This window comes from Serratia sp. KH_031, from assembly GCF_057839655.1.
In genome coordinates this window covers 2,799,036-2,824,802 of the sequence record NZ_CM174496.1, presented here as the reverse complement: position 1 = coordinate 2,824,802, position 25,767 = coordinate 2,799,036, and the positions used below count along the sequence as shown (strand labels likewise).

Genomic DNA, 25,767 nt, shown 5'->3' with positions numbered 1-25,767 from the left:
CGTTAATCAGAATGTCGTCGACAAAGGCGTGCTTGATTTCGTTTGATTAAAGTTCTGGCAAGCGGTGATGAAACCTTCAAATAATCGGCAAGATAATGCGTAACCGTCACTGTTCCATTCTGGATGCCACTGCACACCAAGTGCGAACGGGTGGCCGCGCAAACTGATGGCTTCTACCAACCCATCGGCGGCATGAGCTTCAATGCGCACGCTATCACCGAGCGATTTAGCCCCTTGGCCATGCAGTGAGTTAACCCAAAAACGGTTGCAATCCGGTATCAGTTGCGAAAGCAGGCCACCTTCCTGAACGATCACTTCATGGGCGGGGGCATATTGCTGTTCCAGAGGCAGTTCGTGATCTTCGCGGTGTTCGAGCAATTCTGGCAGTTCGAATAAACGCCGGTGCAAGGTGCCTTGGGTGGCGACCACCATTTCTTGCATACCACGGCAAATGGCGAAAAGGGGAATGCGCCTGTCGATCGCATGGCGGATTAGCGCCAGGCTCAGTTCATCACGCCCGGGATCGGCGTCAGGCTCATCGCCGTTTTCACCATAAAGGTGCGGCTGCACGTTACTGGGGCTACCCGGCAGAAGAATGCCGTCAAGACGAGGTAACAATTCCGCCAGCATGTTTGGCTCTGCGAGCGCGTGTGGCAGGGCGATGGGGAGCCCGCCAGCGGTGATCACTGCATTTAGGTATTTTTCTTGCAAGGTCTGGGTGGGATGCTGGTTTAACCTATACCTACACATCACGACACCGATTAACGGTCTGTTAAATATATTGCCCATGATATCCCCTCGTTGTGCTCGATATTATGAACGGACAGAGCTTTACAGCGTCTTTTTCGTTCATTATTTTATAAATCTAGCAGTCGATAGGCCAATATTCAAACCAAATTAACACTTGCAAAACATTTTTGTTGCATCTATGTTTCAATTTGTGGGCATTATATTGAACATAATGGTCAATAAACATCGCGCTCAGTAAATGTAGGAACCACAGACCAAACATAACGGCAGGTGAATCATGCAAACCAACATCGTAGCAGTGGAAAACTTTGTTCAGCAGAAAGAAGAAAGGCGAAGTAGCGCGTTCCAGTTGGAAGTGAAGAAATACCTGGAGCGTTATCCGTTAACTCAACATATCGATGTGCTGTTGACCGATCTCAACGGCAGCTTCCGTGGTAAACGCGTTCCGGTGGCGGGGCTGAATAAACTGGAGAAAGGTTGTTACTTCCCGGCGTCGGTCTTCGCGATGGACATTCTTGGCAATGTGGTAGAAGAGGCCGGGTTGGGGCAGGAACTAGGCGAGCCGGATCGTAATTGTGTTCCGGTGTTGGGCACGCTGACGCCGTCGGCGGCCGATCCACAATATATCGGTCAGGTGTTGCTCACCATGCTGGATGAAGATGGTACTCCCTTTGACGTTGAACCGCGTAATGTGCTGAACCGAGTTTGGCAGCGTTTGCGGCAGCGCGGGCTTTTCCCCGTGGTAGCGGTAGAGTTGGAGTTCTATCTCATTGACAGGCAACGCGACGCGGAAGGTTATTTACAGCCGCCGTGTGCTCCAGGAACTCAGGAACGTAACACTCAAAGCCAAGTGTATTCGGTGGATAACCTGAATCACTTTGCTGACGTGCTGAGTGAGATCGACGAACTGGCGCGTTTGCAGGGTATTCCGGCCGATGGCGCGGTGGCCGAGGCTTCTCCCGGCCAGTTTGAGGTTAACCTGCATCACACCAATGACGTACTGCAAGCCTGCGACCACGCATTGGCGCTCAAGCGTCTGGTACGACAGGTGGCAGAGAATCATCATATGCACGCCACCTTTATGGCGAAGCCTTATGAAGAACATGCGGGCAGCGGTATGCACGTGCATATCAGCATTGTGGATGCGCAGGGCAATAATGTGCTTTCCGATGTGGATGGCGAGGATTCAGCGCTGCTGAAACAGGCGCTGGCCGGAATGATCACGCTAATGCCTTCTTCAATGGCGTTGTTAGCACCGAACGTCAACGCCTATCGCCGTTTCCAACCGGGCATGTATGTACCGACTCAGGCTTCTTGGGGACACAACAACCGCACCGTGGCACTGCGCATTCCTTGTGGCGATCGCGATAGTCACCGTATCGAATACCGCGTAGCGGGTGCCGATGCTAACCCGTATCTGGTGATGGCAACCATTTTAGCGGGCGTTGTTTACGGCCTAGATACCCAGTTACCGTTGCCAGAGCCAGTCACCGGTAATGGTTTAGAACAAGAAGGGCTACCATTCCCGATCCGCCAAAGCGACGCCTTATATGAGTTTGAACACCAACCGGTGTTGAATGCTTTGCTGGGTGAGCGCTTTAGCCACGTTTATTTGGCGTGTAAAACCGATGAACTGGTGCAATTTGAACGCCTGATCACCGAAACAGAGATTGAGTGGATGCTGAAAAACGCCTGATCCACACAATTGACGATATCGCGTGTGTATGGCGTTTTTCGCTGACTATCCTGCGGTTGGCGAGGCTGCGCACGCGGTAAATAGGTTTCTTCCAACTCGGTGTACAGGGCACCAGCGAGGAAATTCTCATGACAATAAGTGCCATCGACTGTAATGGCGCGGGCAAACCGCAACTGCGTAAATCACTCAAATTATGGCAAGTGGTGATGATGGGGCTAGCCTATCTGACCCCGATGACGGTATTTGATACCTTCGGTATTGTTTCTGGTATCACCGATGGGCATGTGCCCTCGTCCTATCTGTTTGCCTTGGCAGGCGTGTTGTTCACCGCCATCAGTTATGGCAAGTTGGTGCGCCAATTTCCTACTGCGGGTTCGGCCTATACTTATGCGCAAAAAGCGATTAATCCGCACGTAGGTTTTTTGGTTGGCTGGTCGTCGTTGCTTGATTATTTGTTCTTGCCGATGATTAACGCCTTACTGGCTAAAATCTACCTGACCGCGCTATTTCCAGAGGTTCCCCCGTGGATTTGGGTGGTGGGTTTTGTGATGATTATTACCGCCATCAACCTAAAAAGCGTCAATTTGGTGGCTAACTTTAATACGCTGTTCGTTTTGGTACAAATTGCCATCATTGTGGTGTTTATCTTCTTAGTGGTCCGTGGGCTGCGTAGTGGGGAGGGCATTGGCGAGGTGTGGAGCCTGAAACCTTTCCTCAGTGAAAATGCCCATCTGCTACCGATCATTACCGGTGCCACCATTCTCTGTTTCTCGTTCCTTGGCTTTGATGCTGTGACCACGCTCAGTGAAGAAACCCCTAATGCCGCTAAAGTGATCCCTAAAGCTATTTTCCTGACTGCGCTGTACGGCGGGGTGATATTTATTAGCGTCTCATTCTTTATTCAATTATTTTTCCCGACCAACGTTCGTTTTAATCAACCGGATGCCGCGTTGCCGGAGATCGCGCTCTATGTCGGCGGTAAGTTGTTCCAATCGATCTTCCTGTGCACCACTTTCGTCAATACCTTGGCTTCTGGCTTGGCCTCCCACGCCAGCGTTTCGCGCCTGTTGTATGTGATGGGGCGTGATAACGTGATTCCAGAAAAACTGTTCGGCTACATTCATCCGAAATGGCGCACCCCGGCGCTGAATGTGTTGTTGGTTGGGATGGTGGCACTGTCTGCGCTGTCGTTTGATCTGGTGACGGCAACGGCATTGATCAACTTCGGTGCGTTAGTGGCGTTTACCTTTGTTAACTTGTCGGTGATCAGCCATTTTTATATTCGTGAAGGGCGTAATAAAACCTGGAAAGATCACTTCCATTACCTGTTCCTGCCGTTGGTAGGGGCACTGACCGTCGGCGTATTGTGGTTGAATCTGGAAAGTAGTTCGCTGACCTTAGGGTTGATTTGGGCGGCGATGGGGTTTGTTTACTTAGCTTATCTCACCCGTCGTTTCCGCCAGCCTCCGCCGCAGTTTGAACGGCAGCCGCAATAATCGTTTGTAAAGGGGGAGATTAATGAAATATCAATTTCCCCGTATTCCCTTTCCTTGCAGCGCCCCGTAGAGTGGATCTCCCTGATTAATCAAATCAATAGGATCGCTCATGATCGTTTTATCTGCGCAACACAAAGCCACCTCACTGGGGTTATTGGCGATCGTCTTGTGGAGCAGCGTAGTCGGGCTGATTCGTAGCGTAAGTGAGGGATTGGGGCCCATCGGTGGTGCGGCGATGATTTATAGCGTCGGCTCGCTGTTTTTGCTGTTGGTGATGGGATTTCCCAAATTGCGTGAATTTCCGAGATCTTACCTGATTCTCGGTAGCCTGTTGTTTGTGGTGTATGAAATCTGCCTGTCGCTATCGCTAGGCTATGCCAGTAACCGTATGCAGGCGATTGAATTGGGGATGATCAACTACTTATGGCCGAGCCTGACGGTGCTGATGGCGATCTTGTTTAATGGACAAAAAGCCAAATGGTGGGTAATACCGGGCTTATTGCTGGCACTGTTTGGCATCGGTTGGATCATGAGCGGTGAGGGCGGTTGGTCGCTGGCACAGATGTTGGAAAATGTGCGTAGCAATCCGCTCAGTTATAGTTTGGCGCTCAGCGGGGCGGTGATTTGGGCGGTGTATTGCAACGTCACCAAACGTATCGCGAAGGGTAAAAATGGCGTGGTGCTGTTTATCACCCTAACTGCGCTGGCACTGTGGCTGAAATATGCCTTTAGCAGTGAGGGCGCATTGCACTTTACGTTACCGGTTACCCTGACCTTACTCTGTGCCGGCGTTGCGATGGGGGCGGGGTATGCGGCGTGGAACGTCGGCATTTTGCACGGCAATATGACGTTGCTCGCCACCGCTTCTTATTTCACGCCAGTACTGTCCTCGGTGTTTGCCGCGGTGGTGTTGAGTACCGCGTTGACGGCCAACTTCTGGCAAGGTGTGGCAATGGTCATTATCGGTTCGCTGATTTGCTGGCGGGCAACGCGCGCAGGCTAAAGTCCTCAGATAAATAATGGATACTCTGCTCAGCCTGCCGATTTTCATCTAAGCTTGAATTAGCGATTCTTCACGAAGGAGCGTTAATCATGAGCCTAAGAAATGATATTCAATTTATTCAACATCCTGATATTAGCGGCGAAAAGTACAAATGGGGCGATACGGTGCGCCTAACCACCGCTAACTTACACCATGAGTATCAGCTTGATGTGAGTATCCTGCGTCGTGATGGCAAGCAAATTCATGGCTATGTCTCTGCCGCCGCACCGACCATGGATGTGCCCCCTAAAGAGTGGGAGGTTCATCCCGGTGAGGTCGTGGTGTTTGAACAGGAGAACATTGCTAAAGCCGTTCCTGGTTCTCGTTAATCCAACATATATCTTCCATTAGCCAACGAACAGGGTTCGTTGGTTGTCATTTGATCTGATTATTTAAATTAATTGATCTGTCACCTCAGCAAATTGTCACCATTAGGAATATGTAAAGTAGATTTTTTGATCAAATAAGCGAGATCATTAACCTTGTTAATACAGGGGTGGTGTTCTGTTTTTTATTTTTGCTCTGATTTTTATTGGTTTTTATTATTTTAGCTACGCTGTATTAGCAATGGAATGATTAAAATTATTAGGAGATTGAGTAATATGGAAAATTCAGAAAATTTAATAAATAATTCAATGTTAGGTGCAGCAGAACCGTTGCGTTTTACCCGAAATGCTTATTGTTCGCTTAGCGGTACGGCAGATCCGAAGAGTTTCGTCGCTATTTATAATCACGGTCAATATCTTGCGACGGTTCCAGTCGCTGATGACGGTAAGTGGCGTTTTACGCCAGAAATCGCGTATCCAGAAGGTGAACAAATTTTCCAAGTGCAAGGTGTCGATGCAGCGGGTAATACCAGTGCATTGGGCGCCCCGATAAAAGTGATTGTCGATACCATCGCTCCTGATGCTCCCCAAATAATCTATGTGGATGGTGTTGAAAATCTGTTGAATAACGGAGCAACCACCAATAAGCAACAGACAACGTTATCCGGTGAGGCCGAAGCAGACAGCACCATTAAAGTTTATGCCAATGGGAATTTGGTGGGGCAGACCACGGCGGATGCGCAAGGCCAGTGGACGTTAACCGTAGAAAACCCACCGCTTGGCAGCGAGGTTTCTTATACGGCTACCGCGACCGATCGGGCAAAATGGGTTAGTGATCCATCAGAGTCTGTGCACCTTTTCATCAGTGAACAGGGGCCAGCTAAGCCGGTGATTATCTACGGTTATACCAACGGCAATAGCGCATTTGATGATTTTTCTGGTTTGCAGGCAGACCCGATCGGTAAGGTTTATCGCAATGATTTCATCCACATTGATAATGCTGTCTACCACCATCTTGCAGGCAGTGAATGGGGGAAAAATAGCGGCAGTTTCACCCATTATACGATGGGGGAAAGCCTGACGTTGGGTGCGACGACGAGCGTGATAACCTTCGATACGGTGGCAAAATCTTTTTCATTTTTAGTCACGGGCACCAATGGCGGTACGATCACGATGAAAGATTCACAAGGTGTCATATTGATGACCTTTACCTTGCCGCCATCAACGGATAACGCCAATCTTTATATTTGTAGCCTAGCCGCACCGGGAAACAAACTGATCGGCTCTTTGGAAATTAACGATCCCGGCGGTGCAAATTTCACTCATCTCACTGCTAACTCTTGGTTGCCACTTTCCGATGAAGGCTTGATCTACGGTCCTGCTTGGGACGGAGCCCATGTCACCACCATCACTGAATCGACAGCGGTACCCGCGATAGTGATCAGTAATATTCCAGTTAATGGTGTGACCGATGATCAAACCCCAGTATTCCGTGGGAAGGTCGGGATAGGCTGTATGGTTCGTTTATTCGATAGCGATAATTTATTAGGTGAGGCTAAAGTTGATGCTGACGGTACATGGACATTTATTGTGCCGCTGAATAAAGCGTTGGATGCCGGAGAACATTCCATCCGTGCGGTAGCAACAGATGCACAGGGGCATTCGTCTTTGGCAAGTGAGCCTTTCAAACTCACGGTGCAGGGGAGTAGTAAGGCGCTGCATAGCCAAGCGGAAGAACCGGACTTGTCGATGGGGTCGCTGTTGATAGTGGATAGCGGTGAGGTTTTCCCAACGCCACCGACAAACGGGTCGACAACGCTTAAAGCGGAGGCCGTGACCAGCGAGAAGGTACAACCACCACTGACCGAAGACTATTTATTGAACGTTGCATTGTCATAGCGCCTCGTTCACGCACCGGCGGAAAAATTCGCCGGTTTTTGCGGGAAAAAGAGTAACAAATCTCGCAACCATTCATTGGCTATTAATGAACCCACAATCGCTCTAAAGTTCACCGAGCATGATAAAAATCACAACCAAAATGAATTTCCATGAAACATTATATGTATAATGAGAACGCAATCGATTACCTGTTCGCGAAATACCCAACTGGATCACAGATTATTACACCCAGTGATTCTTATAATGCGCGCGTCGTTCGGTTACAGGCTTAACCGTTCGTTACACCAGGTGTCGTTCAGACTCATTTGTCATCTTTACGTCGGGCAGGAAATGGCCCTTTAAGCATGTGGTAATAAAATGAAAAAAATAGCTCTCGCAGCAGGTGTACTTCTCGCAGCGTCTTACAGTACTTCATCAATGGCTGAAGAAAGCAAAGACAGCCAATACGTTTCTGACTGGTGGCATCAGAGCGTTAACGTGGTAGGGAGTTATCACACCCGCTTCGGACCGCAACTGAATAACGACCTGTACCTGGAGTACGAAGCCTATACCAAGCACGAGTGGTTTGATTTCTATGGCTATGTCGATGTGCCGAAGTTCTTTGGTGTAGGTAACACGCCAGACAAAGGTATTTGGGATAAAGGTTCACCGCTGTTTATGGAGATCGAACCGCGTTTCTCCATCGATAAACTGACTGGCACCAGCTTGGCATTTGGGCCATTCAAAGAATGGTACTTCGCTAACAACTATATCTACGATATGGGTCATAACAGCGACGGTCGCCAGAACACGTGGTACATGGGGCTGGGCACGGACATCGACACCGGTCTGCCGATGAGTCTGTCGCTCAACATCTATGCCAAATATCAGTGGGAAAACTATCAGGCTGCCAACGAAAACAGCTGGGATGGTTACCGCTTCAAAGTGAAATACTTTGTGCCGTTGACTGAACTGTGGGGTGGCAACCTGAGCTACATCGGTTTCACCAACTTTGACTTCGGTTCCGATCTGGGCAAAGAAGATTTCACCGTTAATGGCCGTCAGGCACGTACCAGCAACGCGATCGCTTCCAGCCATGTCTTGGCACTGAACTATGATCACTGGCACTACTCCTTCGTAGCGCGTTACTTCCATAATGGTGGTCAATGGCAGGATGGGGTTGATATCGGTCTGCCGGGTGGCGCGATCAAATCTACCGGCTGGGGCTATTACTTAGTGGCAGGTTACAACTTCTAATTGTTATTCTGAGGAGCCGCTCGTACTGAGCGGCTCTTATAAAATCGACGCCGTTGTTATCAGAATCTGAACGTGAGTTCAGCCACGCCACCAATGGTGCGCATGCGTCCCGCCATTGCCGTTAGATCAAATTGCACACTTTCTGAAGGTGAAAGTCCAAAACCAGCGGTGAATTGCCGATGGTCATTGCCACGCATATCTACGCGATAGCCCGCGCGCACCTGAGTCCAACTTGCAGCACGTAATTCCGCACCTACTGCGGCATACTGTCGTTTATCCACCGTATCGAAATCGCTCACTGGCGTTAAATCAAGATCGGTACTCAAGGTCACGGCGTCTTGTGTCCAAGCGGTGCCTACAGTCACTTGAGGACGGATAACAAAGGCACTTTGTGTTCCGTTGACTTCGCGGGTTTTAAAACGTTGTTCAATCAGGTTTTGGGCAGAGAGTGCAACCGTCCAGTTGGATGAGAGATCGGCATACATACCCACATCAATATTGCCGCTTATTGTCTGGTGCTGCCAATTACCATCACGTAAGTCTGATGAGCTATAGTTATTGACGGCGACATTATAGTTCCAGGTTTCAATGCGTTGGATTTTTGGGGTGAAACCGATGCCCATCGGAACGTTACCCAAGGTAAAAGGATGCGCTAGCGATACGCCATACTCGGTGACCAACGCGACGATCCCTTCAGCCCGAGAAGTGAGGTTATCTAGATCATCTTTCCCCGGAATTATCGAACCGTTACTGACGCCTTCTAGATAATCCAGATCGCTTTGACTGATCAGGGGCTGTGCCGTGCCCTTGCCCCAAGTATTGATAAACAGCGCGATTGGCAGTGAAGCATCAGGTACGGCCAAGAGCATGGACAGGCTGGCATTGGCATCTGCGCTGCTACCTGCGATATCGGTGAGTAGGTCATTCAATGCACCTGCGTCCGCCGTTGTTGATGCAGCGCCAGTGGCGAGAGAATTGTCCAGTTTATCCCAAGCACTTTTTACATCATCAAAGCGATCAATCAGATGATCGGCATCACTGGCTTGCGCACCAATGGCCGGGGCAATCAGCGTCATTTTATTGGCAGCGGTGGGCTTTGCTAAAAGAGCGGGGTTAATTAACGCTGCGGCACCAAAAGTGGCTGATGCTGTACCCGCTCCCCCCATGGCTGCATTACGGGCTTCGAAGCCATTACTGCTGGCGATAGAATAGGGTGTGGTTGTGATCAAGCCTGCGATTATCAGACAACGCGTCATTAAAGAAGATTTCATTTTTCCAGAGAACCAAATCAAAAGATTAAGAGAATTTATGCCGCAGTAATATTCTAAATACTCAGGTATTACTAAGCGTGATGCAGAAGTTTCAGGGAAATTCATCTGCGTGTTATGGGAAAGTTTTTGCGTAGGGTAGTTTATCATCTGAAATAGACAGCTAATTCTGCGACAAGCTGACAATGATGAAGCTAATCCTAAGTATTGAGCGGGGTTATTGTCTTAGGGCGTAGCAGTGTTGCGATGAGGGCTTGGATTGTCCAAATAAAGGATAAAAAAATCCCGCACGGAACGGCGGGAGACAATGAGTCATATCATTTGGATGACATAAAAAATTTGATTTGAGGTGCGACGAAAAAGAGCATGCTAACTCTTTTTGTTACTCGACCAAGTTACGGTATCGCTTATTTCGCTGCAAGAAAAATCTGTATGAAAATTCGTGATTTTCGAGCTATTTTGCGTTTGGATAAATTTTACTTATTTAAATATGGATTAATCTTAGGAAATTGGGGAGTTCTAAAATATAGGATTTGTCCGCATGATTTATGGGGCGAATGAAAGCTATAATTTTATCAGCTCCTCACACTGGACATAACAACATGAACAAGCGTCGTACAACGTTAACAGTATTAGCCCTGATTGCTTCTCTGGGACTCTCTTCGGCGCCGGTTTTCGCAGATAAAGGCGGAAATGGCAATGGTGGAGGTAATGGTAATGGCAATAGTGGTAACCATGGCAACAGCGGCAACCACGGTAATAGCGGTAAGGATAAAAGCAACAAAGGTAACAGCGGCGATAGCACCAAGGGCAATAAAGCCAAGAACGGAGACAGCGACCTAGTTTCAGTCAATGTTTCGTTTGATCGCGTGCGTCCATTGGCGGTTAACTACGGGTTAGTCGGGTATCAAGCTTTACCTCCGGGTATCGCGAAAAACCTGGCACGTGGCAAACCATTGCCTCCGGGTATTGCCAAGAAAACCGTCCCTGCATCTATGCTAGGCGACCTTCCGTCCTATCCTGGCTATGAATGGCGTATTGTCGGCGACGATTTAGTGCTGGTGGCTCTGAGTACCGCCATCGTCGCATCCGTCATCAATGGCGTGTTTGACTAGTTACTTGTTTGACTAGTGAATAGCATTCCCGGCCGTGGTGCTGCGTTTGAACGTCAGCGCCCGGCTGCGGTTAGCGACCATATCGACATGGTAACCGCGAAAATACAGACAAAAACGTTTTAACCACGGGCCGTCTTGGCTTTCTACCAGCATTCGACCATGACCGAATGAACTCAAGGTACCAGTATGCATGGCTGGACCGGTACCGATATAAATCTTATCTCCACGAATTTCAAATGCGGTGCGATAGTGCGGGTGATACCAGATCCCCTGTACATGTTTCAGGCACTCCTGATTGGTCGCTACCGGCAAGAACGTCCTTGTGACATGACAGGCTTCACCTTCTACTGCAGAACCCGTCCATTTCAAACGCAAAGGCTTATGGGCTGATAGCGACACGGCATAACCTTCGGCATCTGGATACAATGTCTCATCGCTACCTAAATAGGCCACTCGACCGTTTTTGACCTCCAGCCAGTAAGGTTCTGCCACCGTGGCGTAAATACCGTCCGGGATCTGATGGCCTGCTGCGGGCACCGTTTCTCCCAATAGCTCAGCCATAACCTGTAAGGCGATGGCGAAACTATCGCAGTCTTCCCGGTTCGCGACCAGTACCACGCCAGCTTGTCGTTCGGGCGCGAGTAAGAAATAGGTTTTATAGCCGGCATGAGAGCCGCCGTGCCCCAAGAGTGGGTGTTCGCCTAGCGATGTTCGCGCCAGTCCCAGACCGTAGGCACTCTGTTGTCCATCGGCTAAAAAGCGTGGCGCGCTTAACTGCGCCAATACACCTTTGCCCGGTGCTTTATCCGCCAGTAGACATTGCAGCCAGCGGGTGAGGGCGTTGGCACTGCCAGTCAAACTGCCAGAGGCAGAAAGGTGTAATCCGGCGGTCGCCAGTTGCCACCCTTGTTCAGCACGCCAGTAGCCGGGCACTAAGCCTGGGACGATATCGAACCAATTTTCCGGTGCATGGAGCTGAACATCGAGTGGTTGGGCGATATGTTGTTGTACTAACGTATTGAAATCATGCCCTTTAGCTTTTAGCGCTGCCTCCACCAGACGATAACCGGTGTTGGTATAGCTGATCTCGCTACCAGCCGGATAATTTAATGTTGTTAGACCGTAGAGAAATTCCATGACCGGTTGTGCGTCGCTGACGGTATTCACCGAGATCCCCAGCAAAGCCAAGGTTTCGCGCACGTCTGGCAACCCGCTGGTCATATCTAATGCTTGCCCGACAGTCACGTCAGCCAATTGTCCGTTGAGCTGAGGTAACAAATCGCCAAGGCGATCGTCCAGGCTCAGCACGTTATTGGTGGCATTCAGAGCCAGTGCGGCAAAGATATGTTTGGTGATCGAGGCATAGCGCACCACGCTGTCGGCGGTGAAAGCCTCGTTGCGGGTCAGATCAGCTAAACCGGCGCAGGCGACGGCTTTCGTTTCGTGAGCATCAAACAGGGTGATGGCGCCACCAGGTTCTCCTTGGCGTTGCCAATCGGCCAATAACTGCTGAGCGGCAGCGTGAGCAGCGCGCCAATTGAGTGGGGAGTCAGACATCATTGCCTCCAGAGCAGTCGAAAAATCAGTTTAAAATTAAACAGCTTTTTGACGAATTGTGTCGCAGACAACGAACTCAAAGCCGCTGTTTCGTGCGGAGTTTTAGCAGGGAGGGGCGTATTTTCGGTAAAAATGCGAGCTGGTACACAAATCTAGATAATAGGCGGGGAGTCAAGGCTGGCTCCCCGTTGAACGAAGGTGATTTAACGCGGTTGCTCACCCCATTCGATCATGCTTTCGATCATTTGTTTCAATAGGCGTTGCAGCTGCGCGGCGCGTGGTGCATCGAACGCGAACGGATATTGCTCAGACATATAATTCACCTGCGCTAATTCTAATTGCACCGCGTGAATATTTTGCTGTGGTTGGCCATAGGCACGAGTGATATAGCCCCCTTTGAAACGACCGTTGAGTACGTGGGTGAACTGTTGCTGTTGTTCGCAGCAGGCCACGAGAAGATTGCTCAATGCTGTCGCGCAACTTTCCCCACTGTTAGTTCCCAGGTTCAGATCTGGCAATTTACCGTCGAACAGGCGTGGGATCACTGAAGCGATAGAATGTGCGTCGAATAACAGCGCGTAACCGTGCTTGGCTTTCAAACGCTCCAGTTCACCCTGCAACTGTTGATGATAAGGCTGCCAAATGTGTTGTAAATAAGTCGCTCGTTCAGCGTCTGATGGCGTTTTACCCGGCAGGAAACTTGGCGTACCGTCGAACAAGACATCTGGATATAACCCGGTAGTCGCGGTGGTGTACAGCGGCTTGTCGTCGGCAGGGCGGTTAAGATCGATCACGAAGCGCGAATAGTTGCCGACCAAAATACTGGCACCCATCTGGCGGGCGAAATCATACAGTTGTGGGATATGCCAATCGGTATCCGGCAACGGACGGGCTTTTTCACTTAACCCGGCTTCGACCACAGGAGTTAGTTGTGTGCCCGCGTGAGGGATGCTGATGAGCAGCGGAATAGTTCCCGCCTGAAAACTTAAAGGATCGCGAATAGCCATTAACGTTCTTCTCCTCGGAAAATCACCGTACAGGGCAGTTGTCCACCCAACCAGTAAGCCAATTCTGCCGGGCGTGCCAGCGGCCAATGAACGAAATCTGCGACTTTGCCAATCTCAAGAGAACCGTGGCTGTCCTGCAAGCCCAGCGCTTTGGCGGCGTGTATTGTGATACCGGCCAGTGCTTCTTCCGGCGTTAGGCGGAACAGTGTACAGGCCATATTGAGCATTAAACGCAGTGACAGTGCCGGAGAGGTGCCCGGATTGGCATCACTGGCAACGGCCATCGCCACGCTGTGTTTGCGGAATAAGTCGATCGGCGGACATTGAGTTTCACGCAGCAGGTAATAAGCCCCCGGCAGCAGAACCGCGACTGTACCGGCATCGCCCATGGCTTTGGCGTCTTGCTCGGTAGCGTATTCCAAATGATCGGCGGAAAGTGCATGGTGCCGTGCGGCCAGTGCGCTGCCCCCGAGTGCGGAAAGCTGCTCTGCGTGGAGTTTGACCGGTAAACCGGCTTTCTCAGCGGCGGCAAAGACTTTTTCAACCTGTTGTGGTGAAAACGCCAAATGCTCGCAAAAGGCGTCTACCGCATCAGCCAACCCTTGTACGGCGGCTTGCGGGATGATGGTGTTGCAGACCAGATCGATATAGTCATCGGCGCGGCCGGCGTATTCCGGCGGTAATGCATGAGCTGCCAGACAGGTGGTTTTCACCTCGACCGGCAATTTCTCGCCTAAGGTACGCGCCACGCGCAGCATTTTCAGTTCGTCGTCTGGCGTCAATCCATAACCGGATTTGATCTCTATGCAGGTCACGCCTTCGGCCAGCAACGGTTGCAGGCGAGCCTGTGCCTGTTCCAACAATAACTCTTCATCAGCGGCGCGGGTGGCTGTTACCGTCGAGATAATGCCGCCGCCTTGAGCGGCGATTTCGGCATAGCTGACGCCGTTCAGACGTTGTTCAAATTCACCGCTGCGGTTGCCGCCAAACACCAAATGCGTATGGCAATCGACAAAGCCGGGAGTGATGATACCGCCGGTAAATTCGTGCGTGGTGGCGGCGCTAATCACCGGGATGGATTCACGTTCACCGAGCCAGACAATCTTGCCGTTGCGCACTGCAATCGCGCCATCGTTGATGATGTGATACTTGCCGTCACGCATGGTGACGATATCGGCGCCATACCACAGGCTGTCGCAGAGGATCTCTGACGTCATGACGTGTTAACTCCCACATGGTTGTATATACAATTAAAAACAAGCTAGCTTATTCATCAATTTGTCACAAGAGGTAGTCGCGGGATTTGTTATCAAAATGTGATAACGGGTGCAGAGTCCTACACCCGAAAGGTCATTAGGCGGGATTGGTGAAACGGCCAAACAGTTGGTAACGGCTACCGGGGTAGAGCAGATTCGCAGAGGTGACGACGGTTTTGCCCGACCAAGTACGGCGGTGGATCAGCAAACAAGGTTCGTGATCGGCCAATTGCAGTAACTCGCGTTCATGCTTGGTTGGCGTTACCGCTTCGACAATGTGCTCACCCGCGGTTAGCGGTGCGGACTGGGTCAGGTAGATATAAGGCGTGACGCGATCGAAATCTTGTTGCAGATAATCGGGAGCCACAATCGGGTTAACGCAACGATTTTCCAATTGCACTGGCATATCGTTTTCATAATGGACGATCTGCGAATAAAACAGTTGCTGATCGGGGGCGATCCCCAGTGCGGCGGCTTCTTCTGCTGTCGCCGGGCGGGCGGTGACATCGAGTATCTTACTACTGTGGCGATGACCGCGAGCCGCGATTTCATCTGCGATATTATGCACTTCCAACAATGCAGTATGAGCTTTGGCTTCGGCGACGAAAGTGCCAACGCCTTGCATACGAATCAAAAATCCTTCGCTGGTGAGCTCGCGCAACGCACGGTTGATGGTCATGCGGCTGACGCCCAATTCGGCGACCAGTTCGCTTTCTGAAGGCACGCGTTGATGAGGTTGCCAATGCCCGGCACGGATTTGGTTTACGATCGCTTGCTTCACCCGCTGATAGATAGGGGCGGGGGTATCGCTCATTGCAGCAGCCAGTTGTAGCACGGTCGTTTGATCAACCACAGCGTTAACCTCGTCAAATAAAAAAATAATAACACTAGTTTACAGTTGCTGCTGGAGATATGTATATGTATATACAAGTTAGCGCCAATTCACCAGACTAATGCAATTGGCTTACAAAAAATTCACATGTTCGCTATGTGATTCGTTGTTACACCCACTGTGGAATATTGCCATGCCTGCTTATTTTGCCCCTCGCGCACTGCTGGCCGCTGGCTGGGCGCATAATGTCCGGCTGGATGTTGACGCACAAGGCCATCTGACCCAAGTGACACCTGACTCCGAACCTGAAGGTTGTATCCGCTTGCACGGCGATGTGGTGCCGGGCATGCCAAACTTGCACTCACACGCTTTCCAGCGTGCGATGGCGGGTTTGGCGGAGGTAGCCGGTAATCCACAGGACAGCTTCTGGACTTGGCGCGATCTGATGTATCGCCTAGTGCAACGCCTAACGCCGGATCAGGTGGGGATAATCGCTCGTCAACTGTATATCGAAATGCTCAAAGGCGGCTATACCCAAGTTGCGGAGTTTCACTACCTGCACCACGCGGCAGATGGCAATCCTTATGCCGACCGTGCGGAAATGGCAGGGCATTTGAGTCAGGCGGCGCAACAGGCGGGCATTGGCCTAACTATGCTGCCAGTACTGTATAGCTACGCAGGATTTGGTGCGCAGCCAGCACAGCCGGGGCAAAAGCGTTTTCTTCAGGACGCAGAAAGTTATTTAGAGCAACAACAGGCAGTCGCGCGCCACCTTGCACATCAACCGCTGCAAAATCAAGGGCTGTGCTTCCACTCGCTGCGTGCGGTGGAGTTGGAGCAGATGCAACGGATTCTTGAGGCATCGGATAAGCAATTGCCAGTGCATATCCATATCGCGGAACAGCAAAAAGAAGTGAATGATTGTTTGGCATGGAGTGGACAGCGCCCGGTGGCTTGGTTGTATGAGCATTTACCGGTGGATCAACGCTGGTGTTTGATTCATGCCACGCATCTGGATCGTAGTGAGCTGGAAATGCTGGCTCACAGTAAAGCGGTGGCGGGGCTGTGCCCAACTACCGAGGCTAACTTGGGCGACGGTATCTTCCCCGGCGATAGTTTCCTGCATCATCAAGGTCGTTGGGGGATTGGTTCCGATAGCCATGTCTCACTCAACGTGGTGGAAGAGCTACGCTGGTTCGAATACGGGCAGCGCCTGCGCGATCAGCGCCGTAACCGCTTGACCACGCCAGAACAACCAGTGGTGGCGGATGTGTTGTATCAGCAGGCATTACAAGGGGGCGCGCAGGCTTGTGGCGTGCCGATCGGCAAACTGCAAAGTAGCTATCGTGCTGACTGGCTGGTGCTGGATGGCGACGATCCGTATTTAGCTGCAGCGTCGGATGCTTCGCTGCTTAACCGTTGGTTATTTGCTGGTGGTAAAGAGCAAATTCGCGATGTGTTTGTCGGCGGTAAACAGGTGATCGATCAAGGGCGTCATGTTCTGCAACAGCAGAGCAACGCAGAATTCTTGTCGGTGCTGAAAACCTTCCAACAGGAGGCATAATGCAAATTCATCGTTTTGATTTCGACAGTTTACCGGTCAGTCCGTGGCGTAACGGCGGTGGCGAAACGCGAGAAATCGTCTGCCAGCCGATGGGTGAAGATTTTGCTTGGCGTGCCAGTATCGCCACTATCGCGCAAGATGGACCTTTTTCTGCGTTTAGCGGTATTGATCGTTCGATTACCTTGCTGGAAGGTGATGGTGTGCGTTTGTATAGCGCTGGGCAGATCGACCACCGTTTGCAAAATATTGGCGAGCCGTTTGCTTTCTCCGGCGATGTGGCGCTGAACGCAACGTTGCTCGGCGGTAGCAGTCAGGATTTTAATATTATGACACGGCGCGGACACTGGGCGGCGAATGTACGGCGTGTGACACATGCCAAAGTGCTGCCGATACATCACGCGGGTGTGTTGTATATCTTGCAAGGTGAGTGGCGGTTAGCCGGTGAGACTTTTGGACCACGGCAGGGTGGCTGGTGGTTAGAGCAAGAACGCGGTGGGCAACTGTTACCGCAGGGTGAGGAGTGTCTGGCTCTGTGGGCGGATATTGATCCAGTATAGATTTTGATTATTTCAGTCGCGGTAGCATCACCGCGACTGAAATCAAATTGTTAAGCCAAATAACCCAAGTGTTCAAACAGGATATTAAAGCCGATCACGATCAATACTACGCCGCCAATAATTTCTGCACGTTTACCCAGCAACGGGCCGATAAAGCGACCTATCATCATACCCAGCGTGGCCATAATCATGGTGGCGAGGCCAATGGCCATTGCGGTGTGTACGATATTCACTTGTAAGAAGGCCAATCCGACGCCGATAGCCATAGCATCCAAACTGGTGGCGATAGCGGTGGCGACCAACACCCAGAAGCCGTGACGACCCACTTTCTCGACGTCTTCCGGTTTGTTGCGTATACCTTCAACGATCATGCGCATACCGAGGATAAACAGTAGAGCGAAAGCGACCCAGTGATCCCATTCCATAATGTATTGGCTGGCGAACAGGCCGATGCCCCAACCGATCAGTGGGGTAATAGCTTCAATAACGCCAAAGATCAAACCAGTGCGCAGAGCTTCACGAAAACGAGGTTTATGCAGGGTAGCGCCTTTGCCGATTGAGGCTGCGAAAGCATCCATAGACATGGCGAAAGCAAGAATAACGGTAGCGGATAGATTCATTTGAAATAGTCCTGGCCGGGCGGCTCCATATACACGTAACCCACCCCCAACCATACGACGGAGCTACGTGTCTATGGTCTCGCCAACCTTAACGGCTGCTCGCACCACGTTTCATGAATGAAACGAGTATGTTGATACGAGCGTTTCCACACTGTTTTTGTGTAGAAACCGGCTACTCCCCAAATGACGGCGCAACCTTAACATAATATTTTTACGCAGGGCAATCTTTTATTCCGTGGAATATTCTTATGATATTGAGAATTATTTTCATTAATCTATTCTAGAGTGAAAAATAAGCTAATAATAGTAACAATATTGTGGAAATAATAATCGAAGGGCATAAGGCGTGGTGATTAAAATAACCTCACACGCCGTGAGAATGGAAGTTATCGAAGGTTATTTACTGATTATCAACAAAAAATTTATAAATTCGCTCTAAATCATCCAGATTGGTAACGTGGATAAGTAATCTACGGCGTTCTAAATCAATCACTAAAATACCGTCTTCCGATAAATTCATCGCCTTGATACGTTTATATTCAATAAAAGCGTTAGCGTAGAAGAAACCTTGCGATTTAAACAGTAATTTCGGCCAGCGAATATACGAAATATATATGGCGACTAAGGCTAATGAAATTAACAACCAAGTAGTGAGTAGGGTACCACTGGCAATCACATTTTGATAAATCAGAATGGCGAGCAGGCCGACAAAAATTAGGCTGTCGATACGGTTACGGCGCTTGAGCGGCACCTTCAACAAGGTTTTGCCATGGCGTTTATCCATACCAAACTCGTCGTACAGCGCATAGATTAACATTAGAACAATAAAGAGAATCAGAACTGCATCCGTCAGCGACATCCCACCACTCCCAAAAATAAAAAGCCGGGGGTTGCCCCCCGGCATTGCTTCAATAAATTACAGGCCCAACAAACCGATCCAGTAACCGAAAATACCAATCGCGAAGAAGCCCATGATGATCCACAACGCGTTGACTTTTCGGCGCAGCAACCACATACAACCGAAGGTCAGCAGTAGCGGGATCAGCCCCGGCATCAACTGATCGAGGATGGTTTGCACCGTGGTGATTTTTACCGCACCGGTTTGGTCGGTAATTTTCGATACCACTAGCGGGATGTTAACGTGCGTCCATTTGTTAACTAGCGCCCCCATCACAAACAGGCCGAGGATTGACGCCCCTTCCGTCAGTTTTTGTAGGAAGCCGCCGCCCATATCGTTAACGATATCAGCCCCTTTGCGGTAGCCGTAGGCCACGCCGTAATAGCGCACCAACAAACGTACCAAGTTAAACAGCACGAAGAACAGGATCGGCCCGAGCAGGCTACCGGTCATCGCGATGCCCGCACCGAGGGCAGCAAACACCGGACGCATGGTCCCCCAGAAGATAGGGTCACCCACACCGGCTAATGGCCCCATCAGACCAACCTTGATACCGTTGATTGCTGCATCGTCGATCGGTGCGCCATTGGCTCGTTGTTCTTCCATCGCCAAGGTTACGCCCAGCACTGGCGCTGCGACGTAAGGGTGGGTGTTGAAGAACTCTAGGTGACGTTTGATCGCCTGTTTACGGTCGTCGTTGTTCTCTGGGTACAGACGACGGATCGCCGGCACCATTGAGAAGCAGAAACCCAACGCTTGCATACGTTCGAAGTTCCACGAACCTTGGAACAGGTTGGAGCGCATGACCACACCACGGATGTCGGCGGGTGTGAGTTTTTTTGTAGCTGTTTTTGTTTCAGCGATAGTTGTATCAACCATTTCTCTCACCTATTCCTAGTCCAGTTCGTTATCGAGATCGTTAGGCTGCGCCGGGCCGGCCTGAACACCCTGTTGTTTGTTGTATTTCGGGCTGAGCTGGATGTAGAGGATTGCCATCACCACACCAATCACACCCAGTGCGACCAGGTTGAACTCGGTGAAGGCCGCCGTCACGAAACCGGCATAGAAGAATGGCATCAGGTAGCCCGCGCGCATCATGTTGATGACCATCGCGTAACCGACTACCACGATCATGCCACCGGCGATGTTCAGACCGCTGGTAACCACTTCAGGGATTGAGTTAAGCAGCGCGTGGACGCCAGAAGTCCCGACGGACACTGCCACAATCACCGCTGGAATGGCGATACGCATGGCTTGTAACAGCAGGGCGGAAATGTGCAACCACGTGATGGCGCGTAGGCTACCCCGTTCGGCGGCACTGTCAGCGGCGTGCTGGAAGGCCACGGTCAGGGTACGGACGATAATAGTCAGTACCTGGCCTGCGGCAGCCAGAGGGATCGCCAAGGCAATACCAGCACCGACACTTTGCCCACCGGCAATAACCAAAATGGTAGAAATGATAGAAGCTAAAGCAGCATCAGGTGCAACGGCAGCACCGATATTCATCCAACCCAGTGCGATCATCTCCAGCGTACCGCCGATGATGATGCCGGTTTTCATATCACCGAGGATAAAACCGATCAGGGTACAAGCGACCAATGGGCGGTGGAACTGGAATTCATCCAGAACGGAACCCATCCCGGCAATACAGGCAACGATAAATATCAGCACAATCTGAAGAGTGGTGATCTCCATTGTACTTCTCCTATGACTATGACCAAAAAGATCTCTGAGTAAAAAATCAACAGCAACACGCCATTAATTGAGTTTGTTAATCAGGTCCATCATTTTTAACCGGGTATCAGAGGAAACCTTGCGGACTTCCAGTTCGATACCGCGTTCGTTTAGTTTTTTAAACGCTTCGATGTCTGTTTCATCAACGGAAACGGCATTATTTACCTGAGTTTTACCCTGACGGAATGCCATACCACCGATGTTGACCGATTTGATATCGACGCCACCTTCCACCAAACGCCAGACATCTGTCGGGTTGGTGAACAGTAGCATCACACGGTCGCCTGCATATTTCGGGTTGTCCCACACGCGGATTGCCTTGGCAACGTCAACCACGTGAGCGGTCACGCCCGGAGGAGCCACTTGAGTTAGCAGGGTTTTACGCACGTGATCGGCAGCCACTTCATCACTGACCACGATAATGCGGGTGACATTGGTTTCTTTAGTCCAGCGAGTTGCGACTTGGCCGTGGATCAAGCGATCATCGATACGTGCTAAACCGATTTTCATATGATCGTTAGGACCAAGAGGAACCTGCGGGGCTGCGGCTTTTGGTGCAGGGGCTACGGGTTTGGCCTTTTCTGGAGCCGGTTGTTTGAGTGCTTTTACGCCTTCACGACCGGTTTCTACCGCCAAGGCAACCAGTTCGCTAAAACTCGGGTTGTCATCGCGGGCCATGAAGGTTTCCACCAGCATCGGAATGTTCACTCCGGTGATGACTTCATAGTTTTCTTTATCGACAGCGACACGGCTAGCCGCATTGAACGGGCTGCCGCCCCAAGTATCTACCAGAAACAGAACACCGCCGCTGGTGTCCAGTCCACTGATTTTACCGTTGTACTTCTCAATTAATGTTTCGGCATTTTCACCGGGAACGAAATCGATATAGGCGACGTTATCCTGCTCACCCAATAGCATTTCCGCTGTCTTTAGCAGTTGTTCTGCTGCAGTCCCATGTGTGCCGATGATAATAGCTATTGCCACTCGCTACCTCCTCGTTGAACTTCAGGCACATCTTATGCAATTTCCTTCGGCCTTATTGTCTGTATTGACCGTGACACAGATAAGTCAAATACAGTATGGTTGAAAAAAGGAAACGCACACTGACAGTTATTGCCGCAGTTTCAAAAACCTGCGTATTAATCCTCGTTAGCGCCATTTATTTTAGTCAGTGAAAAAATAAATTTTGTGACATCGCTCCGTTATTGATGGCTGAAATGATTCAGATAACACTTATGACGTTTGTTTGATGAATTAAACCACAGAGGTGTTACAAGAAGAGTCGCGCAGCACTAAAACCCTCTTTTCGGGTGAAAAAATTCCTGCTAGAGTGCTTTCTTCTTTCATTACTAAGGAGTGAAGGGCTTCAGCCCTCTGCATGGACTGTCACCGAAGTTACTGTTCTTCAAGGTTTCATCCGCCACCTGCTGGCGTTGTACAACTTACGCGGCCGATCGGCCATATCACGGTAATACCATCCCGATCCCTTGCTTTTTCTACTGTCGCAATTTTTGCGCAAGCACCGTCACGTCTGAGTGCTACTCAGTCAACCTGTCTTTTTTTCGGAGTCTGACATGGAATTTTTAATGGACCCCTCGATTTGGGCTGGGTTACTTACGTTGGTGGTTTTGGAAATTGTACTGGGCATCGATAACTTGGTATTTGTCGCCATTCTGGCCGATAAGTTGCCACCAAAGCAGCGTGACAAGGCGCGAATTATTGGTTTGTCATTGGCGCTGTTAATGCGCTTGGGCTTGCTGTCGGTCATATCGTGGATGGTTACACTGACCACACCGCTGTTTAGCGTCGGGGAGTTCAGCTTCTCCGGGCGCGATCTGATCCTGCTGTTCGGGGGGATTTTCCTGTTGTTCAAAGCTACCATGGAGCTGCATGAACGATTAGAAGGGCAACCGCACCAGGAAGGCAATAATCGCGGATATGCCAAGTTCTGGACCGTAGTGGTGCAGATTGTGATCCTTGATGCGGTGTTCTCACTGGATGCGGTGATCACGGCGGTCGGTATGGTTAACAACTTACCGATAATGATGGCGGCAGTGGTGATTGCGATGGGCGTGATGTTGCTCGCTTCGAAGCCGTTGACTAACTTCGTCAACGCACACCCGACTATCGTAGTGCTGTGCTTGAGCTTCCTGTTGATGATCGGCTTGAGTCTGATTGCCGAAGGTTTTGGTCTACACATTCCGAAAGGCTATCTGTACGCCGCGATTGGTTTCTCGATCCTGATCGAACTGTTCAACCAGGTTGCGCGTCGCAACTTTATCAAACATCAGGCGCATCGACCGATGCGTGAACGTACCGCCGAAGCGATTATGCGTCTGATGGGGCAACAGCGTCAGCAGCAGCAAGATGATGAGACCATCGTGCAACGCCCGGCTAAAGAAGAGTTTGCCGCCGAAGAACGTTACATGATTAGCGGTGTATTGACGTTGGCCTCGCGTTCACTGCGTAGCGTGATGACACCGCGGACGGAAATCTCTTGGGTCGATTGCGAAAGTTCACGGGAAAAAGTGCGTGCCCAACTATTGGACACGCCGCACAGCCTGTTCCCAGTGTGCCGTGACGAACTGGACGAGATTATCGGCGTAGTTCGCGCCAAAGATCTGTTGGTGGCGCTGGAGCAGGGCGCGGATATCGCTGAGTTTGCTGCGCGCACGCCGCCGATCGTGGTGCCAGACACCATGGACGTGATTAACCTGCTCGCCGTGTTACGTCGTGCTAAAGGACGTTTGGTGGTGGTCACCAGTGAGTTTGGTGTGGTGCAAGGCTTAGTCACGCCGCTGGACGTGTTGGAAGCCATCGCGGGTGAATTCCCGGACGAGGATGAAACGCCGGACATCGTTACCGATGGTGATAGTTGGTTGGTGCAAGGCGGTGCCGATCTGCACTCGTTAGAACAGGAATTGAATTGCGATGATTTGGTCAGTCCGACCGAAGATTACGCTTCACTGGCCGGTCTGTTGCTGGCGCACTATGGCCAGATGCCAGTGGTGGGTGACGTCGTAGAGCTAAATAATTTGCGCTTCGAAATCCTGTCAGCCTCTGATTACCGTATTGAAATGGTGCGTATTACCAAGTTGGTCACGCATCAGGAAGAAGACCAGTAATCGTTATATGACCGAGGGAGTTCTCCCTCGGTCATCATTCCTCGGTATTATCCATTCCTCGTTGATGACCTTCATATTGCTGTAACCACAGTGGGAACACGTTGATCGGCATCGGTTTAGCAAAGTAATACCCTTGCAGCGCATTCACTTCTCGCGAACGTAAGTAATCCACCTGTTCTAGGGTCTCGACGCCTTCCGCTACCAGCTTTAATCGTAGGCGTTGCGCCAAGGTAATAATGGCATCGGTGACGGTGGCATTGATGGCGTCAGTACCGATGGAGGCAGTAAAACTGCGATCGATCTTCAAAACGTCGGGACTGAATTTTTTCAGGTAACTCAACGAACTGTGCCCAGTACCAAAGTCATCAATCGCCAACATGATGCCAAGCTTTTTTAGCTCTTTAATTTGCTCAGCAGGAATATCGGTCAGCGCGCTGCGTTCGGTTAGTTCTAGCATCAACGAGGGCATTGGGTTGGCGGGTAGCCAAATTTTCCGTATATCTTCAATGATTATCTGCTGATTGAAATGTTCAGCGGCAATATTAATACCGATATAAAACGAAGGGCGCGGTGGGAACAGGTGCAGATTATTCACCACCGTCTTCATGAGATAACGAGTGAGCGGAATAATTAAACCATGCTGTTCGGCCAGTGGAATAAATACATCCGGCGGTATCCATCCTTGACGTTTTTTCTTCCAGCGCATTAACGTTTCAACCCCCACACAACGACCACTTTCTGCATGGATAACCGGCTGGCAATAGACGCGGAACTCCCGCTGAGTGATGGCGTGGCCAATGTGATACGCCAGACTCATACGATTGGCGGTCAGTAAGTAAATGACGTAAGCCGCCAACAGGCTAATCAATAAAGCGAGTGGAATATGTGCGGGTAGGCTAGCCAGAGCGAGTGAACTGGCTTTTTGGCCGTACAATGAAATCGAGAAGGGATAACGTGCAGAGGCAATGGTACTGATCCAGCCTTTAGCCTGAGCGTGACTTTGTGAAATCGCACGCTGCCCATACTCCAAACTATTACCCGCGACGTTTAACACAATGCGCTGAGCGTAAGGCAATTGGGGTTCGAGCAGAAAGTTGGCTAATAACTCGATATTAAACACATGCAAAATACCTGCCGTGGCTAATGGCAGTTGTGGTGTCCACATAATCAACGTCGGTACACCTTTATCTACCGCCAATGAGGGGCGTAATGCTAGCTGTAATTTGTTATGGTTTTCTGGAAAGAGTGAGGCGAAGCGATAACTGCGCGGACCAAACAGACTGGAACAGTAGATAATCCCGTCTTTGACCAACAGTATGGCGCGTAGTGCTTGATTTTGTGCCGTGCGGAAACGCAGATCAGATTGCGCACTACGGCAATCTTGCGTTAACAAATCCATTGAGTGTTCGGCCTGTTGTTGCGCCGGAATTAATATCTGATTGATTTTATTGATGGTACGGGTAGCCAGCGCCTGCTGGTTGCGTTCGATAAGCTTAACTTCTTGATAATAACGGGCAAACAACGAGACCAGTAAGATTAGCAACCCAACCGTTCCGGCTAACAGCCAGCGGTAGTGACGATATTTTGTTGCAGCCAGTTGGGACATCAACATCCAGTAAATCCTTGTCGGGCAAGTAGACCTGACGTCTGGTCTACAAGATCCCTATAAAATGACGCTAGGCTAATTCTAGCCAGCTAGTACGCAAGAATTATGATAACGCATTAAATTATTTCAATTGCGAAAACAGAGAGGTAATTTGCCGGTTAACCATTGGATTGCCAAGAAAAG

22 protein-coding genes and 1 riboswitch are annotated in these 25,767 nt (G+C 50.3%); of the genes, 10 read left to right on the top strand and 12 right to left on the bottom strand.

From position 1 onward, the window contains the following. Window positions 1-6 precede the first annotated feature (6 nt). Window positions 7-789 carry a gamma-glutamyl-gamma-aminobutyrate hydrolase gene (gene puuD, locus AC3ISQ_RS12740; RefSeq protein ID WP_489346979.1) on the bottom strand — a complete coding sequence of 261 codons (783 nt, stop codon included), beginning with the start codon at window positions 787-789 and terminating at the stop codon, window positions 7-9. Between the two features lie 238 nt (window positions 790-1,027). Between puuD and AC3ISQ_RS12735 the strand changes: the two genes are divergently transcribed. The 6 genes from AC3ISQ_RS12735 (at window position 1,028) to AC3ISQ_RS12710 (ending at window position 8,445) form a co-directional block, all read left to right on the top strand. Beyond that, complete coding sequence (locus tag AC3ISQ_RS12735; RefSeq protein ID WP_489346977.1) at window positions 1,028-2,446, top strand: glutamine synthetase family protein; 1,419 nt, start codon at window positions 1,028-1,030, stop codon at window positions 2,444-2,446. A 128-nt stretch (window positions 2,447-2,574) separates the two neighbouring features. Continuing rightward, complete coding sequence (locus tag AC3ISQ_RS12730; protein WP_489346975.1) at window positions 2,575-3,942, top strand: APC family permease; 1,368 nt, start codon at window positions 2,575-2,577, stop codon at window positions 3,940-3,942. Between the two features lie 109 nt (window positions 3,943-4,051). Beyond that, entirely contained in the window at window positions 4,052-4,945 is an 894-nt protein-coding gene (yddG, locus tag AC3ISQ_RS12725) for an aromatic amino acid DMT transporter YddG (RefSeq protein ID WP_489346974.1), read from the top strand. Window positions 4,946-5,034: 89 nt separating this feature from the next. Beyond that, entirely contained in the window at window positions 5,035-5,313 is a 279-nt protein-coding gene (locus tag AC3ISQ_RS12720; protein ID WP_489346972.1) for a hypothetical protein, read from the top strand. A 273-nt stretch (window positions 5,314-5,586) separates the two neighbouring features. Continuing rightward, window positions 5,587-7,209 (top strand): Ig-like domain-containing protein, encoded by a 1,623-nt coding sequence (locus AC3ISQ_RS12715; RefSeq protein ID WP_489346970.1) that lies wholly within the window; start codon window positions 5,587-5,589, stop codon window positions 7,207-7,209. Between the two features lie 357 nt (window positions 7,210-7,566). Then, window positions 7,567-8,445: a nucleoside-specific channel-forming protein Tsx gene (locus AC3ISQ_RS12710; RefSeq protein ID WP_489346969.1), complete on the top strand. Its 879-nt coding sequence runs from the start codon at window positions 7,567-7,569 to the stop codon at window positions 8,443-8,445. 59 nt (window positions 8,446-8,504) lie between these two features. Here AC3ISQ_RS12710 and AC3ISQ_RS12705 read toward each other — a convergent pair whose 3' ends face one another. Beyond that, a complete protein-coding gene (locus AC3ISQ_RS12705; protein WP_489346967.1) occupies window positions 8,505-9,716 on the bottom strand; it encodes a conjugal transfer protein TraF in 1,212 nt (403 codons plus the stop codon). A 599-nt stretch (window positions 9,717-10,315) separates the two neighbouring features. Here AC3ISQ_RS12705 and AC3ISQ_RS12700 point away from each other — a divergent pair. After that, window positions 10,316-10,828 (top strand): anti-virulence regulator CigR family protein, encoded by a 513-nt coding sequence (locus AC3ISQ_RS12700; RefSeq protein ID WP_489346965.1) that lies wholly within the window; start codon window positions 10,316-10,318, stop codon window positions 10,826-10,828. 12 nt (window positions 10,829-10,840) lie between these two features. Here the strand turns inward: AC3ISQ_RS12700 and AC3ISQ_RS12695 are convergent, their stop codons facing one another. From AC3ISQ_RS12695 to hutC, 4 genes are all read right to left on the bottom strand, one after another. Continuing rightward, entirely contained in the window at window positions 10,841-12,385 is a 1,545-nt protein-coding gene (locus AC3ISQ_RS12695; RefSeq protein ID WP_489353271.1) for a serine hydrolase domain-containing protein, read from the bottom strand. Between the two features lie 203 nt (window positions 12,386-12,588). After that, the gene (gene hutG / locus AC3ISQ_RS12690; RefSeq protein ID WP_489346963.1) at window positions 12,589-13,392 is read right to left on the bottom strand and encodes an N-formylglutamate deformylase; all 804 of its coding nucleotides are present in this window, start codon (window positions 13,390-13,392) and stop codon (window positions 12,589-12,591) included. After that, entirely contained in the window at window positions 13,392-14,609 is a 1,218-nt protein-coding gene (gene hutI, locus AC3ISQ_RS12685; protein ID WP_489346962.1) for an imidazolonepropionase, read from the bottom strand. Before hutI ends, hutG begins: the two co-directional genes overlap by 1 nt. Window positions 14,610-14,745: 136 nt before the next feature. Then, on the bottom strand, window positions 14,746-15,462 hold the full coding sequence (gene hutC / locus AC3ISQ_RS12680; RefSeq protein ID WP_489353270.1) for a histidine utilization transcriptional repressor HutC: 717 nt from the start codon (window positions 15,460-15,462) through the stop codon (window positions 14,746-14,748). Window positions 15,463-15,673: 211 nt separating this feature from the next. Between hutC and AC3ISQ_RS12675 the strand changes: the two genes are divergently transcribed. Both AC3ISQ_RS12675 and AC3ISQ_RS12670 read left to right on the top strand, forming a co-directional pair. Continuing rightward, complete coding sequence (locus AC3ISQ_RS12675) at window positions 15,674-17,044, top strand: formimidoylglutamate deiminase (protein ID WP_489346960.1); 1,371 nt, start codon at window positions 15,674-15,676, stop codon at window positions 17,042-17,044. Further along, entirely contained in the window at window positions 17,044-17,601 is a 558-nt protein-coding gene (locus tag AC3ISQ_RS12670) for a HutD/Ves family protein (RefSeq protein WP_489346958.1), read from the top strand. The genes AC3ISQ_RS12675 and AC3ISQ_RS12670 overlap by 1 nt, the downstream gene beginning before the upstream one ends. Before the next feature lie 50 nt (window positions 17,602-17,651). Here the strand turns inward: AC3ISQ_RS12670 and mntP are convergent, their stop codons facing one another. The 5 genes from mntP to manX form a co-directional block, all read right to left on the bottom strand. Next, window positions 17,652-18,221, bottom strand: coding sequence for a manganese efflux pump MntP (mntP, locus tag AC3ISQ_RS12665; RefSeq protein ID WP_489346956.1), 570 nt, complete (start codon window positions 18,219-18,221; stop codon window positions 17,652-17,654). A gap of 11 nt (window positions 18,222-18,232) precedes the next feature. Next, window positions 18,233-18,415: riboswitch (yybP-ykoY riboswitch) on the bottom strand. A gap of 206 nt (window positions 18,416-18,621) precedes the next feature. Continuing rightward, window positions 18,622-19,080 (bottom strand): DUF986 family protein, encoded by a 459-nt coding sequence (locus AC3ISQ_RS12660; RefSeq protein WP_489346954.1) that lies wholly within the window; start codon window positions 19,078-19,080, stop codon window positions 18,622-18,624. Window positions 19,081-19,137: 57 nt separating this feature from the next. Next, the gene (locus AC3ISQ_RS12655; RefSeq protein ID WP_489346952.1) at window positions 19,138-19,998 is read right to left on the bottom strand and encodes a PTS mannose transporter subunit IID; all 861 of its coding nucleotides are present in this window, start codon (window positions 19,996-19,998) and stop codon (window positions 19,138-19,140) included. A gap of 15 nt (window positions 19,999-20,013) precedes the next feature. Next, window positions 20,014-20,814 (bottom strand): PTS mannose/fructose/sorbose transporter subunit IIC, encoded by an 801-nt coding sequence (locus AC3ISQ_RS12650; RefSeq protein ID WP_489346950.1) that lies wholly within the window; start codon window positions 20,812-20,814, stop codon window positions 20,014-20,016. A gap of 63 nt (window positions 20,815-20,877) precedes the next feature. Then, on the bottom strand, window positions 20,878-21,837 hold the full coding sequence (gene manX / locus AC3ISQ_RS12645) for a PTS mannose transporter subunit IIAB (RefSeq protein WP_489346948.1): 960 nt from the start codon (window positions 21,835-21,837) through the stop codon (window positions 20,878-20,880). A gap of 590 nt (window positions 21,838-22,427) precedes the next feature. On the opposite strand from manX, the gene AC3ISQ_RS12640 reads away from it, so the two are divergent. Beyond that, a complete protein-coding gene (locus AC3ISQ_RS12640) occupies window positions 22,428-23,978 on the top strand; it encodes a TerC family protein (RefSeq protein WP_489346946.1) in 1,551 nt (516 codons plus the stop codon). 34 nt (window positions 23,979-24,012) lie between these two features. Here AC3ISQ_RS12640 and AC3ISQ_RS12635 read toward each other — a convergent pair whose 3' ends face one another. Further along, complete coding sequence (locus AC3ISQ_RS12635) at window positions 24,013-25,590, bottom strand: EAL domain-containing protein (RefSeq protein ID WP_489346944.1); 1,578 nt, start codon at window positions 25,588-25,590, stop codon at window positions 24,013-24,015. Window positions 25,591-25,767: the final 177 nt, after the last annotated feature.